A 15,203-nucleotide genomic window follows, 5' to 3' on the forward strand; every position below is an offset into this window, starting at 1 on the left:
ATCTTTAAAATTGTTTCTTCTTTATAATGAAATAAAGTATCTGTTTGAATTTCAAAAACGGCACTTTTGTATTGTATCTTTCGGTAGGATTCTTCTAAAGCCGTAATTACTTTTAGGTTTGTCACATACTGATTTTGATTAGCTTTATTATTTGTTATAAAATTTATCCTTTCGGTACATTCTTCATTTACTATATCTTGCGACTCAAAACACAGTAAAGATTCGCCAGTGTCAGATTGAATAAATTTTGTCTTTCCAATACACTCTAAACTTCCAATAGATTTTATATACCAATTAATTACTGTATTATTGGGTTGCTGCCCATTATCAATTTTTGGATTTAAAAAAATTAAATTCCAAAAAGTTTCTTTAAACTTATTTTGGATAAAAGTTTCTTCATCATATACATTTAGATTAAATTTTTCTAATATGTCATTGGCATTTTCGCTCCCCTTGTATTCTTCCATCAGAATGGCAATGTTTTCTTCCCATCTTTCAAGCCATTTTTTATATTCAACCATCTTAACAAATTCTCCTTGACTCGTTGTTTGAATTTTAATTGGATAGGTAAGCTGATCTAAATTTTCTAGAAATGTCAAATAGGTATTTTCATCACTAGGAGTATTAAGAGCTTTTGTCTTACTAATTTCGTAGGTATTAAAATCTGATTTTTTTTCTAAAGCAAGAAACTCAACATCAAAAGAAGTTTGAATTTCTTTTACATTATCATTAACTATTGTGTTTATTTTATGAGTTATTTCAAAAGTCATTTTTATGTGAACTTATATGTTATATTCTCTTTTTTTATACAATCAACTACATCGTAATACGTATTTAGTTCTACTCTTACTTACCAGTTGATTTTTTTATCTATATAAAAAAAACTTCCATCGCCTTTCATTACTCTAAATTTTATTGAATCATTAATTTTATTAAAATCATTAATCATTTCTTTATTTTCTATTCTAAATTTATCATAGGTTGTTAATTTTATGGTGTCTTTAAATTTTAAATTATCCAAAGACCTGTTGATATCGTATTTTTTTAATAACTCCTGAGCATTTTTTTTTGAAATTAAATGATTTCTTTCTTTTATGATAATGTTAATTGATTTATCATTTAATGCTTCATTGAAATTTAATTGATGTATAGGCTTTGTTTTGTTTTGTTTATTATAAACTTGATATTCAACAAAATCATCCCATAGAATTTTCCCATCTATACTATAGTGCCAAGCTATATAGCTAACTGAATAATTTATAATTATTTCAAATTCTGTTGGTATCGATATAACAATACTGTCTTTAATAGATGGATTTTTTAAACTTGGAAGAATTGTTACAATTTCGTTAGAAACAATTTGTTTAACTTCAATAGGGGCTTTTGAGTTACAAGAAATTAAAAATAAAGAGATTAAAATGTAGCAAAAATTATGTTTCATATTTTACCAATTAATTTTTTCTTTTATAGCTTTCTTTTTACCCCCTTCTAACAATACGCTAAATACTATTGAATCATTAATTTTATTCAAGTTATTTATTATTGAACTATTTTCTTTTCTAAATCTGTTAGATGTTGTCAGTTTTATAGTGTCTTTAGGTTTTAAATAATCTAATGATTGATTAATATTGTATTTTTTTAAGAGTTCTTCTGCATCTTTTCTTGAAATCATTTGTCTTCTTATTTTTACTATAATTTTAAATGTTTTTTGAGATGATAATTGTTCTGAATCTACTGAAAAATAAATAGACTTTGTTTTGTTTTGTATGCCATAAACTTGATAATCAGAAATGTCATCTAGCAATCGTTTGTTGTTAATTAAGATAAAATATAAATCAAAGGATTTTAGATTTGACGAATTCTGAGTTATTTCGAACTCTATAGGAATAGTAATAGGAACACTATCTTTTGTCAAAAGATTTTGATAATCAGGTTTAATGGTTACCATTTCATTAGAAATAATTTGTTTAACCAAGATGGGGTCTTTTGATTGACAAGAAATTAATAATAAGTTAGTAACAAAATAAATAAGTATTTTTTTCATAGCTTTAAATTTACAGATTTGTAAAAATGGTATCTATTAATACTAAATTTTCTTCGTTTCCTTCTTGATGTTTTTCATGATGAAAAATTGTATAAATTAATTTAGTTTGGTATTCATAATTATCAGTCATTTCTCTTAATTTGGCTTGATTGTTTCTTAATTCCTTTAAAGTTTTAAATTCTCCTTTTAATATTCTATTCAAAATTTCTTGGCTAATTTTTGTAATAGCATATTTGTATCTTTCATCTTTTCCTCCGCTAGTTTGCAAAAAATCATTAATTCCAGCAATCCCTTTATCTTTGGCTCTTTCTGCTTGTTCGTAAACAACATTATCCCAAATTCTTACTATTGGTTCTCTAATACTTGGGTAAACCATTGCATTTAAAAAATCTAATGGTACAAATGCTGTTATAATGGTATCTGCTTTTTCGTCTACATCAAATTTTAGTACATCGAGAATTTGCAAAACCCAAGATAATTTTTCGGCTCCTTTTAAAATAGTATTGCGAATTCCAACTTCTCTAAAATAATCCAATTGGCTAATTCCTTTGGTCGTTACAAGTTTTCCATCTTTTTTATAGCCAAAATTGGCAGCTTTGGTAATTTCATACACTTTGCCACTATTATCAAAAACAGGTTGAGTATATATTCTACGGCTAAACTCTATTTTACCCATATTATTTGCCAAATGCCCTTTTTTAAGTTGCTTTACAGCTAATGTGTATCGTAGTTTATCACTATACTTTACCATTTTCTCTCGTAACTCACGCATTGCATTAGCTTTTATATCGTCAAGAATTGTTTCCATCGCTTCTTCTAATTCTTTCGAAGGTTCTTCTGTAGCTAATATTCCTGCTGAGAATACTATAATATCTCCATCGGCAGTTCTAATCTCTGGAAATCCATTGTTTTATCATAAATTACCAATTAATTTTTTTTGCAATTAGTAAAGTTTTTTTTGTTTTCCAATCTCTTACTCTAAAAATTATAGAATCATTTATTTTATTTAGTTCTTTTATAATACTTGGATTATCCTTCTTGAATTCGTTATAAGAAATTAAAGTTATGGTATCTGAATCTTTTATCTCGGAAATATCTTTATTAATTTTGTATTTTATTAATAATTTCTGAGCCTGTACTTTAGATATTCTTATATCATTTTCTGTTATTAATAAATGATCTGGTATTTCATTGGGATCTAGTTCTACTGTAGCATAAATTAATTTATGATTTGCTTTACTAAAAACTCTAAAATCCTTAAATTCTTCTAAATCCTTTTTGTTAGAAACAAATATAACCCCGAAGCTATATAGGTCTTTTTTTTCTTTTATTAATTTATATTCTAAAGGAATACTAATATTAATACTGTCATTATTCGAGTTTCTTATGTCTTTATAAAGTTGAACTTTTTCATCTGAACTAACTTGATCTACTGCCAATATTATTTTTGGTTGGCATGATACTAAAATTAAGGGTATTAAAATAAAAAATGTTTTTTTCATGTTGTGGAGTAATATTAATCGTTTATAAAAACACTATCTATTATAGTTAATGTCTTTTTAGTATTTTCATCTAATAAATCATAACAAATAACTGTGTAATCTTTATCAGTTCTATCTTCGTTGTTTAAATTAGTGAATTCTCTAAACGTTTTAATCTTTCCTTTTAAAAGACTATCTAATGTATTTTTACTGATGGAGAAACTACGGAATAATTTTTCCCTTGTCCAAGAACTCTGTATAAAATCTTGAGCATATTTTAATCCTTTACATTTAACATTTTGCCAATCTGCCCACATACTTTCATCTACAACTTCTTTCGATTCCTTAAGAGATTCTTTTACCATCCACCCAATTGCTTCTACACCAAAAGCAATTACTTGTAATTGAGGTATAAAACCAACAAAAGTAGATAACGAAGGCATGTTAATCTTTTCGTTGCTACTAAGCATTGGTGTCATTTTTACTATAAACTACCAGTTGATTTTTTTATCTATATAAAAAAAACTTCCATCGCCTTTCATTACTCTAAATTTTATTGAATCATTAATTTTATTAAAATCATTAATCATTTCTTTATTTTCTATTCTAAATTTATCATAGGTTGTTAGTTTTATGGTATCCTTTGGATTTAAATTATCTAAAGACCTGTTGATATTGTATTTTTTTAATAATTCCTGAGCATCTTTTTTAGAAATTAAATGATTTCTTTCTTTAAGAATAATACTAATAGGATTATTATTTACTGTTTCTTTAAAATCTAATTGGCGTATTTGTTTTGTTTTGTTTTGTTTGTCATAAACCTGATAATCAAAACGGCTTTCGTTTAGAATTTTACCATTAACATTATAATGCCAGGCTATGTAACCAACAGAAGAGTTTATTGTTATTTCAAATTCTAAAGGAATACTTATACGAATACTATCTTTTATTAAACTACGATCTTTATAGTTATCTTCAAGAGTTACAATTTCGTTAGAAACAATTTGTTTAACTTCAATAGGGGCTTTTGAGTTACAAGCGATTAATAATAAGAATATTAATATATAAGTGTATTTCATTTTTTTATTTATTAATGTTTTATAAAAACTGAATCAATATAAGTTATGTATTGATCTGTATCCTCGTTTATTTTTGTATAATAAAGAACAGTATAAATTAAGCTATTTTCATATTCATAGCTATTCATTGATACTCTTAAATTTATTTGATTATTTTCTAATTCTTTTAAAGTTTTAATTTCTTTTTTTAACAGTTTGTCGAGTATTTCTTGGTTTATTTCTGTACATTGATAGTCTCCGTATCTATCTCTATTAAACCAGTTAGAAGTTACTAAATTACGTATCCCACGAATACCATTATCTTTTGCTTTTTCTACTGCATCTACTACTAAGTCATCCCAAATTCTTACTATTGGTTCTCTAATACTTGGGTAAACCATTGCATTTAAAAAATCTAATGGTACAAATGCTGTTATAATGGTATCTGCTTTTTCGTCTACATCAAATTTTAGTACATCGAGAATTTGTAAAACCCAAGATAATTTTTCGGCTCCTTTTAAAATAGTATTGCGAATTCCAACTTCTCTAAAATAATCCAATTGGCTAATTCCTTTGGTCGTTACAAGTTTTCCATCTTTTTTATAGCCAAAATTGGCAGCTTTGGTAATTTCATACACTTTGCCACTATTATCAAAAACAGGTTGAGTATATATTCTACGGCTAAACTCTATTTTACCCATATTATTTGCCAAATGCCCTTTTTTAAGTTGCTTCACAGCTAATGTGTATCGTAGTTTATCACTATACTTTACCATTTTTTCTCGTAACTCACGCATTGCATTAGCTTTTATATCGTCAAGAATTGTTTCCATCGCTTCTTCTAATTCTTTCGAAGGTTCTTCTGTAGCTACTATTCCTGCCGAGAATACTATAATATCACCATCGGCAGTTCTAATCTCTGGAAAGCCATAGCCTTCGTATGCCGGCTTTATAAACAAAGTAGTTTTCGAAGGATAGACATGTAGTAGGTTATTCACAGAGTTCCACTTTTGATTATTGTATTTCCAGGTCCAATAAAATTCTAAATGTAAATTGTAACTTAATTTTTTATCTTTAATGATATCATTATGCCACTTTGGACTCAAGAATAATTCTATTGTTATTCGGTGTTTTCCGTTTACTTCTCTAACAACAGCATCTCTAAAAACCTTTTCGCCATCGAATTTGTTGTCGTCAAAATTGGGTGAGGATTTAAAAGGGGTATCTTTATCCCAAAGCTGAAATGTAATATTTGTTCCCAAAGGAATATGATTGCTTACATTTAATTGAAAGTAAACCGTTTCTTCTAAATATGCTTTAGGATTTATGCTATCTCGTTCTAAATTTCGCGTTCCATCATAATCAGGACTCCACCAGCCCGAAAAAGTAATTTCTTGTTCTTCCTCTTCTTTTACCACATAATCCCCAAACTTTTTTCCACCATTTTTTCCATGAAAAGTAATCTCTTTTGGAGATTTAAAACTCAATGGTCCTTCAGAAGCATTTATTGTAATAGACTCTGCTTCCTTATAAGATGTTCCAAATATGTTTCGTATTATATTTCCGCTTTCTCCTATCATATTACTATATTTTTACCTCTTTGCCGCTATCAATATTTACCTCATCAGCACTTTCCATATTTATAGATTCTTTAGTACTTGTGTATATACCTTTCTTCATGTTTTCAGTAATGTTTTTAGCTTTACAATTTTTATCTATCAGCGCGTTCTCTATAATATTACTTGCTGTAAGATTATAATTTTCACTTGCAGTTTCTATAATGCTTTCTCCTGCAATAATATTTACATCTTTTTGTGCATTAGTCACAATATTTTGTCCTGCAGACATAATTATACTTTCACCAGCATTCATCCTAATGTTTTTTGGCGCCGCAACATCAATATTCCCATCACCATCCATAAACCACTTGTTTCCTGAAGGGTCTTTTATTAAAATACTCGAATCCCCTTCATCAAAAGTAAACTCGCTTCCTGTGCGGGTATGAATGCCTTTAATTTTATTGTTAACTTGTCCGCCTGTACCGGTTTTACCATTAAACAAACTTCCAATTACAAAAGGACGGTTAGGATCGTTGTAGCGAAAACCAAGCATAACGTGGTCTCCTACTTCAGGGATAAAAACTATACCTCGGTTGGTGGTAACCTCATCACTGGTTCCTGCATCGGGAGTCATTACTCGTAACCATGGAGTACGTTGTTGTTTAGTGGCTTGCCATAACATTTTTACACGTATTCTGCCTTGCCCTTTTGGATCATCATTGGCTACTACTTCTGCCTGTTGCATTTGGGCTATAGGAAAGGTAATATTTGGCTCTGGTAACTTGCGTATTTTGGCAGGCAAGGCTTTAAAACTATTTTCGTACTCGCCTATATCGCTGGCTTTATGTGTTATTTCGGTGATGATATAGATACCTACTTCGTTGGTTTCGTAGTTTATTTTATTAATATCTTGTCCGCTGGTAAATGCAGCAAATTTGTCTTTTACCTGCATGGCATCTATGCTTATGCTCATGCCTATTCGTAAGCTTCTGTTTCGACTAGTGGCTGTTATAAAATTAGATTCTGCTGCTGCACTTTGCTGACGATTTTGCAATATGGTTTGCAAATACATATCGTCACCAGTAGCAATTCTGCCATATTCTAATGATGATGTAGCATATAGTTTTTGAGAAGCGGTTATAGCATCAGTACCTAATCTTGGAAATCCTTCTATTTGGTCTTTAGTCTTGGCTTGGTACAATTTGTTTGCATCTTCGTTATAAGTAAATGCTCCAAACTGGTTGGGAATTGCCTGAATAGAAATGTTTAAGTTAGAAAGATCTTTGTTGTAAACTAATTTTGTAAATTCCATACTGGCATCTGGCTTACCAAAAAACAGTTTTTCTCCATCATAATACAACCATTCGTTGTATTGTTTAGCCAAGCGTTGTATGAATTGAAAATCAGTTTCGAGATATTGCGTTTGATAGTCTAAATTGCTGGCAAACTCAGGTTTGATGGCATTTTGCAATTGTTCACCTGTTGCTGTTTTTATCACTTCTTCAATGATATCTTGCAAATTGGTATCTTCCCAAGAGTTGAGTTTTGATCCAGATTCAAGAAGAATAGTTTTAGAATAACCCGAAATAATAATTTGACTTCCCACATGTCCTAATTTTTGGGCATATTGAATATTGGTTACTATTCCTAAAAAATTATTGTTATTTTCAAAGGCAATGTGCAAAACACCTCCCAACCATTTTTGAGCACTTTCTATGGTGTATGCTCTTGGTTTTTCGACCACAGAATGTGGAACACTTATTTTAAAATGATGGTGGTTATTAATCGTTTGGTGCAACTCGATAGTCGTGAAATGTGATATTTGTTTTCTATCAATACCAAATATTATTTTAGGAATGACCATAATATGTCTAGTTTTAAATTCATTTTTTTAAATTTTAACTTAAAGAGATTATAGTTTAAAGTCCTTTTTTCTAAAGTTCTTATGGCGAATTCGATTTTAAGCTAAAAATATCATGTTCTGAAAAATAGAACTGATACCTTATTTAATGTTTTTTTGAAGAGATTCTATAATAAAGAAACAAGAAGCGATACATTACCGCTTCTTGTCAATGGAGAAAAATTAGATTTTAGCCCAATTGTTATCTAATACCGCATTACCTAATGTGATTTTCTCTGCCGAGAAAGTGATCTCCGTTACCATTGGAGTTTCTGCCAAAGCATCTAATTGCTCGCTGAAAAAAACAATAAAAGCATTCTCAAAAGAAAGTTCTTTCATCACTTGTTCTGAATCAGCTTTAAAAAACTTTACTTTTCCGCTTACTGGTTTATGCTGACTGTTTACTGCCTGTTCAATAACTGTAGTATTGTCTGTAGATTTTACTTTTAAGTTTAATCTGCCTCCTTTAATTTCTGATGAAACAGCCCCTTTACCATCAGTATGTCTTATCATCTCTACTTTTGAGAATAATACTTGGTAATCGTTTCCTTCGAATTCTAAAATTGCTTTAAATGCCATAATAAAAATAATTAAATTGTTAAAAATTGTTTTTTATAGAATCTCCTTTTGTTGTTTGACTAGTATAAACAGAAAAAGGAGGATTCTAACTGATTTTAGAATACTCCTTAATGTACAATGTACTTTTTGACTTACTTCTTATAGGAAGATAAAGGTATTATAAATCATTTTTGTACGAATATACAAATACAAATTACATATTTAAATAAATTAACACTATTTTTCATAAAAAATATAATGAGTGAATTCAAAAAACACGATATGTAATCTTCTTTTGTAATTGTAGCTTCTACATCTAATCCATTTTTATTAAATCACAAGTATTTAAAAAATAAAGACATATAAAAAAAACTCCTTAATTTCTTAAGGAGTTTCTTGGTGCATTGTCAGGGATTACAATCGAACACTTGATAGGAATATTTAGCGTTAGTTTTTTTGTCTCAAAATATACAATCCTCCATTTTTTATGATAGGCTCAACAACACCTGTGCTATCGTTCATATAACCACCAATATTAATAGTATAATCTAAAAAAGCTACTTTTGATTTTGTTCTCAAATGCTTGGGCAATTCATATAAATATAAGTCGTTTTTACATTTGGAATCCTTAAAATACTTTACTGCCTTCTCTTTGAAAAACAAACTTTCGTTGTTATAAGCAACTTGATAGTAAGCTGTGTTAATAAAAGATGGAAAAACCCAATCTGGAAAATCAAAGTAACCTCCTGTAAAATAATACTCGTCTTTTTTGCGAGAAAGCAATTCGATTGAATTTGAACTTTGGTAATCAAACTTTTGCTCCTTTAACAGTTGTGTATAATACATTTTTAGATAATTATCATCTATTTTTTCGCCAATCTGTTTGGTAGAATAAATTCCGTTTTTTTGGTTTTTTAAAACAATTAACCTTTTGTCAGCAAATTTTGCGGGAAAATTTAAAAAATCAATCTGACCAATGGTATCATTTTCTAATTTGTTACTTCCAGAATGCGTAAACCTATAATCTCCTTTTTGTGAGAATAATAAAATCCAATTATTTTTTATTTTAAAATACATTGGATAATTGTCAGCTAGATAGTCAAAATTCCTATTGGTGTCATAAACTACCATTTCAGCATCTTTGTAATATTTCTCAAAAAGTATTTTAAAATCACTATCCTTAATTTCATTTTTAAAATTTAGTATTTGCAAAAACTTAGTATAAACCAGCTTCTTTCCTGAAAAATCATACACTCCATTTTCCGCAAATACATACGGTATAAAATTTGCAAAATCAAAAACAGATGTATATTTTTCTTTTGCTAAATCATCTGATATAATAATATTTCCTAAATAATTATATTTTGTTAAACCTTTATTATTAGAAACGTAATAATCATTATTAATACTATCAAACAATATTGGAAAAGTACCATTCACTGGTAAAATTTCATAATTTTTAGATTGCGGTTTTTCTATTAGGCTTTTAAAATTTTTATAACCTTTTGGCTTAAAAAAATCATTTGTTGATATATTATAGGTCGTACATCTGTCTAAAAATAATAACATCAAAAGTGCACTAATAATCAAGGAATAAATTATTTTTTTCATATTTTTTTGATCAATTTTAAGCTTTCGGAGGCAAAATTACTGCGCACTTGTATATAATTCTGATAAAGATAAGATTTACTTACTATTTTGTGGACTATTCTAAAATTTGCATGAAAGTTTTTTTTAACAACAAGAATTTCAAAAAAAGACATAAAAAACTCCATTATTTCTAAATATTATTTATGAAGCAAGCATATTACAATTTTACTGGATTAAATAAATTTTATAGCTGATATAATTTTATATATTTAACTTTGAGAAACTTAACATTCTAATGAGAATTAAAATTTTTATTTTACTGCTATCAATTTTTACTTCTAATCTCGTTTTATCTCAACATAAAAAGAGTGAAGTTATTAATTATCTCAAAAAGGAAATGGAGGAAAAAAAAATTCCAGGTTGTCAGCTTGTCATACTTAGAGATAATAAAATTGTATTATCCGAAGCTCTTGGAATTGCTTACTTACCATTTTCAATACCAGTGAAAACAAATACCGTCTTTTCAATAAATTCTATTTCTAAAGTTTTTACCTCAGTTGCTATAATGCAATTACAAGAGCAAAATAAACTCAATATTAATGACCAAATTTACCATTATATAGATTCTATTCCTGAAAATTGGAAAAAAATAACAATTAAACAATTGATGAGCCACACATCTGGGCTTCCTGATATTGAGGATGAAAAAGGTCTTATTGGAGATATGGGCCAAGATTCAGCATGGCTAAAGGTTCAAAAATTGCCATTACAATCCGAAGTTGGAGAAAAGTTTAATTATAATGCCACCAACTACTATATTTTACAACGCATTATTGAAAAATACAGTGGTACCACATTTGAAAAGTTTGTCCGCAGAAATCAGTTTGATGTATTACTAATGAAGCAAATATACTATGGCAATTCTTATGATGTAATTGAGAACAAATGTCCGACTTATACCTATTATAATCAGGATAAAATAACGGGAGAATATATCAAAGAAGCCAAATTAAAGGAGGTATATGAAGAATTTCCATCAAAAATGATAACCGATGCTGGGGCATTTACAACAGCTGAAGAAATGGCAAAATGGATAATCGGACTGCGATTGGGTAAGCTTCTTAAAAAAAATGAAAATATTAATACCATTTGGGAGCCTGTAAAAATGAATAATGGATCTTATGATGGTCTTGGCGGGCTTTTAAATGCATATGCTTTAGGCTGGCCAGTAATTACTCGACAAAACCATTCTGCAGTTGCCTCCGTTGGCGGCGGTCGTGCAGCTTTCATTATTTATCCCAAAGATAATCTTGCAATAATCCTTTTTACAAATCTTACAGGTATCTCAATAGAAGAAATCATTGAAAAAATAGCAAAATTATACGTTGATGATGTAGGTAATTGAACTTTTGAACATGATCCCGAAGAATTTCAAAATTTTCCTATTTGTACCAAAAAATATTTCAAAAAAAGACATAAAAAAACTCCATTATTTCTAATGGAGTTTCTTGGTGGGCGATGAGGGGTTCGAACCCCCGACCCCCTCGGTGTAAACGAGGTGCTCTGAACCAGCTGAGCTAATCGCCCTTAACAATTAATTAATTTCTTAACCCGATTGCGAGTGCAAATATACAGCTAGAATTCGTATTAGCAAGACTTTTTTTAAAATAAATTTAAAGTTTTTTTTACAAAGCTCTTTTACAACACTTTAATTACTTCACGAAATGATATAATTCTTTTGTAATAACTCACTATAGTCATACATTTGTATTTATATATATTATACAATGGCAAGATACAACGAAAATGATTTACCTAAATCAAAAATAACCGCTACTTCACTCAATAAAGCAACAATAATTTTTAAATACGCAGGAAATCACCAATGGAAATTTTATGTTGGATTGGTATTTTTGCTCTTTACAGGAGCAACTGCATTGGCTTTTCCTAAGTTAATGGGAATGCTAATAGATTGTGTTAAGAACAAAGACAACTCCGAAGCTAATATGATTGCGCTTGGACTGGTTGTTATTCTTTTTTTACAATCTATCTGTTCTTTCTTTAGATTATCATTGTTTGTAAATTTCACCGAAAACACACTGGCAAATCTTCGTTCGGCGCTTTACAGTAATTTGGTAAAATTACCCATGTCTTTCTTTTCTCAAAAACGTGTAGGAGAATTAAATAGCCGAATCAGTGCTGATATTACTCAGATACAAGATACCTTAACATCTACAATTGCAGAATTCTTACGTCAGTTTATACTAATTATAGGAGGAGTTATTTTATTAGCTACCGAAAGTTTAAAACTGACCTTATTAATGTTATCTGTAGTTCCGCTTGTAGCAGTTGCAGCAGTTATTTTTGGACGTTTCATTCGTAAATATTCAAAAAAAGTGCAAGATCAGGTTGCCGAAAGTCAGGTAATTGTTGAAGAAACAATGCAAGGAATTAGCATCGTAAAGGCTTTTGCTAATGAATGGTACGAAATTGCACGTTATGACGGAAAAATTAAAGAAGTAGTAAAACTAGCTATCAAAGGAGGTAAATACAGTGGTTACTTTGCTTCGTTTATTATATTCTGTTTATTTGGAGCAATCGTAGCTGTAGTTTGGTATGGTGTACGATTAAGTATTGCCGGCGAAATGAGCGTAGGACAATTAATTTCGTTTGTACTCTACTCTACTTTTGTTGGAGCTTCTTTTGGTGGAATCGCCGAATTATATGCACAAATACAAAAAGCAATTGGTGCAACCGAGCGTGTTTTTGAATTATTAGATGAGCATCCTGAGAAAATAAACTCACACCAAAATTCAACGACTATTGAAAAAATACAAGGAAATGTAACTTTCAAGAATGTACAATTCAGTTATCCGTCAAGAACAGAAATTATGGTGCTAAAAGACGTCAATTTCACTGCCAAATTTGGTCAAAAAATTGCAATCGTAGGACCAAGTGGAGCCGGAAAATCGACAATCTCTTCTTTATTATTACGATTTTATGATATCGATGCAGGAGAAATCATTATAGACGGAAAAAATATCTATGATTATGATTTGGAAAATCTAAGAGGAAACATGAGTATTGTTCCCCAAGATGTAATTTTGTTTGGAGGAACCATTAGAGAGAATATCGCCTACGGTAAACCAGATGCTACAGAAGAAGAAATTTTACTGGCAGCCAAACAAGCCAATGCATTTAATTTTATTGAAGGATTCCCTGAAAAATTCGACACGTTGGTTGGAGAAAGAGGAATTAAACTTTCTGGCGGACAGCGTCAGCGTATAGCAATTGCACGTGCATTACTTAAAAACCCAAGTATTTTAATTCTTGATGAAGCAACATCATCATTAGATAGCGAAAGCGAAAAATTAGTACAGGAAGCATTAGAGATTTTAATGCAAGGAAGAACAAGTATTATTATTGCACACCGTTTATCAACCATTCGTAGTGCCGACCAAATCTTAGTTCTTGATAATGGAATAATTTCTGAACAAGGAACACACCAGGAATTAATTACTTTAGAAAACGGAACATATAAAAACTTAAGCAACTTACAATTTAGTAATTCTTAAATATAAAATCAATCAGCAAACTTGTATAAACAATAACGCAGATGACACCCTATTATTAAAGTAAAAACACTGATAATAGGCCTCAAGAAAATTAGTAAAGCAACCATACAAGTAATTTAACAACGATTGAGAGTATTTACTACTTAAAATTAATTGTCATAAAAAGACATAAAAAAAACTCCAATTTTCATTGGAGTTTTTTTTTATAATTAACTGAGATTACAGCCTACAACTGAAAACTAGGATTAAAACCTACTCTCCTTTTCTTCTCTTACGCTCAGTTTTTAAAAGCTCTAATTCTCTATTAGTTTGTCCAGCAACCGAAGTATTTTCTTCCGCTCGACGGATAAGGTAAGGCATAACATCTTTTACAGGTCCAAACGGAAGGTATTTAGCAACATTATATCCATTTTCAGCCAGATTATAACTAATGTTATCACTCATACCATATAACTGACCAAAACAAATTCTGTGGTCGTTATTTTTAATCCCTCTTTCTTGCATTAATTGCATTAAAGTATAAGAACTCGTTTCGTTATGTGTTCCTGCAAAAATAGACATTGTATCTAAATGCTCTAACATATATAAAACTGCTGCATCGTAATTAATATCAGTAGCTTCTTTAGAAACACAGATTGGAGAAACATATTTTTTCTCTTCAGCTCTTTTATTTTCTTTTTCCATGTAAGCACCACGAACTAATTTCATTCCTATAAAGAAACCTTCAGCTTTAGTTTGTTCGTGTAATTTTTTTAAATAATCCAAACGATCCCAACGATACATTTGTAATGTATTAAATACAATTGCTTTCTCTTTATTGTATTTACGCATCATTTCGGTAACTAAATCATCTGCGGCATCTTGCATCCAACTTTCTTCACCATCAATAAGTAAAGCCACATCATTTTTATGAGCTTCCTTACACACAATATCAAAACGCTCTACTACTCTATTCCACTCTGTTTGTTCAGCAGGGCTTAAAGTTTGTTTCTCACCTAATTTCTCATACAATTCAAAACGACCTAAACCAGTTGGTTTAAAAACCGCAAACGGAATAGCTTCACGTTCTTTGGCAAACTCAATTGTTTTTAAAGTCATTTTTAAAGCAGCGTCAAATTGCGCCTCTTCTTCTTTCCCTTCTACAGAATAATCTAATACAGAACAAACACCTTTGGTGTACATTTTGTCAACAACAGTAATACAATCATCCTCATTTACTCCACCACAAAAATGGTCGAAAACTGTGGCACGAATTAATTTTTCTACAGGTAAGTTTGCTTTTAATGCAAAATTAGTAACCGCTGTTCCGATACGAACTAAAGGTTGATTAGCAATCATTTTAAAAAGAAAATAAGCTCTATCAAGTTCTGTATCACTTTTTAACGAAAATGCAACTTGTGTATTGTTAAATATTTTTTCCATTATCTAGGGATTTTTT

General features: G+C 29.7%; 14 protein-coding genes and 1 tRNA gene. 2 read left to right on the top strand and 13 right to left on the bottom strand.

Translation table 11 applies throughout. The annotated features are described in order from the left end of the window. The 11 genes from OIU80_RS10685 to OIU80_RS10735 form a co-directional block, all read right to left on the bottom strand. A partial coding sequence (locus OIU80_RS10685; protein ID WP_264286997.1) for a hypothetical protein occupies nt 1-770 on the bottom strand: 770 nt, incomplete at its 3' end. 80 nt (nt 771-850) lie between these two features. Then, nucleotides 851-1,441: a hypothetical protein gene (locus tag OIU80_RS10690; RefSeq protein WP_264286998.1), complete on the bottom strand. Its 591-nt coding sequence runs from the start codon at nt 1,439-1,441 to the stop codon at nt 851-853. A 3-nt stretch (nt 1,442-1,444) separates the two neighbouring features. After that, on the bottom strand, nt 1,445-2,044 hold the full coding sequence (locus OIU80_RS10695; RefSeq protein ID WP_264286999.1) for a hypothetical protein: 600 nt from the start codon (nt 2,042-2,044) through the stop codon (nt 1,445-1,447). Between the two features lie 10 nt (nt 2,045-2,054). Continuing rightward, nucleotides 2,055-2,852 carry a hypothetical protein gene (locus OIU80_RS10700; RefSeq protein ID WP_264287000.1) on the bottom strand — a complete coding sequence of 266 codons (798 nt, stop codon included), beginning with the start codon at nt 2,850-2,852 and terminating at the stop codon, nt 2,055-2,057. A 112-nt stretch (nt 2,853-2,964) separates the two neighbouring features. Beyond that, entirely contained in the window at nt 2,965-3,546 is a 582-nt protein-coding gene (locus OIU80_RS10705; RefSeq protein ID WP_264287001.1) for a hypothetical protein, read from the bottom strand. 14 nt (nt 3,547-3,560) lie between these two features. Further along, complete coding sequence (locus tag OIU80_RS10710) at nt 3,561-3,995, bottom strand: meiotic nuclear division 1 family protein (RefSeq protein ID WP_264287002.1); 435 nt, start codon at nt 3,993-3,995, stop codon at nt 3,561-3,563. A gap of 21 nt (nt 3,996-4,016) precedes the next feature. After that, nucleotides 4,017-4,604, bottom strand: coding sequence for a hypothetical protein (locus tag OIU80_RS10715; protein ID WP_264287003.1), 588 nt, complete (start codon nt 4,602-4,604; stop codon nt 4,017-4,019). An 11-nt stretch (nt 4,605-4,615) separates the two neighbouring features. Next, complete coding sequence (locus tag OIU80_RS10720) at nt 4,616-6,163, bottom strand: hypothetical protein (protein ID WP_264287004.1); 1,548 nt, start codon at nt 6,161-6,163, stop codon at nt 4,616-4,618. 4 nt (nt 6,164-6,167) lie between these two features. Beyond that, a complete protein-coding gene (locus OIU80_RS10725; RefSeq protein ID WP_264287005.1) occupies nt 6,168-8,006 on the bottom strand; it encodes a type VI secretion system Vgr family protein in 1,839 nt (612 codons plus the stop codon). A 219-nt stretch (nt 8,007-8,225) separates the two neighbouring features. Continuing rightward, nucleotides 8,226-8,621, bottom strand: coding sequence for a type VI secretion system tube protein TssD (tssD, locus tag OIU80_RS10730; protein ID WP_264287006.1), 396 nt, complete (start codon nt 8,619-8,621; stop codon nt 8,226-8,228). Nucleotides 8,622-9,047: 426 nt separating this feature from the next. Then, the gene (locus OIU80_RS10735; protein WP_264287007.1) at nt 9,048-10,211 is read right to left on the bottom strand and encodes a hypothetical protein; all 1,164 of its coding nucleotides are present in this window, start codon (nt 10,209-10,211) and stop codon (nt 9,048-9,050) included. 274 nt (nt 10,212-10,485) lie between these two features. Here OIU80_RS10735 and OIU80_RS10740 point away from each other — a divergent pair, with 274 nt between their 5' ends. Next, a complete protein-coding gene (locus OIU80_RS10740) occupies nt 10,486-11,595 on the top strand; it encodes a serine hydrolase domain-containing protein (protein WP_264287008.1) in 1,110 nt (369 codons plus the stop codon). Between the two features lie 104 nt (nt 11,596-11,699). Here OIU80_RS10740 and OIU80_RS10745 read toward each other — a convergent pair. Continuing rightward, nucleotides 11,700-11,777 (bottom strand) — tRNA-Val (locus OIU80_RS10745). 200 nt (nt 11,778-11,977) lie between these two features. On the opposite strand from OIU80_RS10745, the gene OIU80_RS10750 reads away from it, so the two are divergent. Then, complete coding sequence (locus tag OIU80_RS10750; RefSeq protein ID WP_264287009.1) at nt 11,978-13,765, top strand: ABC transporter ATP-binding protein; 1,788 nt, start codon at nt 11,978-11,980, stop codon at nt 13,763-13,765. Between the two features lie 252 nt (nt 13,766-14,017). Here the strand turns inward: OIU80_RS10750 and OIU80_RS10755 are convergent, their stop codons facing one another. Then, nucleotides 14,018-15,187, bottom strand: coding sequence for a proline dehydrogenase family protein (locus OIU80_RS10755; protein ID WP_264287010.1), 1,170 nt, complete (start codon nt 15,185-15,187; stop codon nt 14,018-14,020). Between the last annotated feature and the right edge of the window lie 16 nt (nt 15,188-15,203).

The sequence above is a fragment of the Flavobacterium frigoritolerans genome (assembly GCF_025847275.1).
GTDB classification, from domain to species: Bacteria; Bacteroidota; Bacteroidia; order Flavobacteriales; family Flavobacteriaceae; genus Flavobacterium; species Flavobacterium frigoritolerans.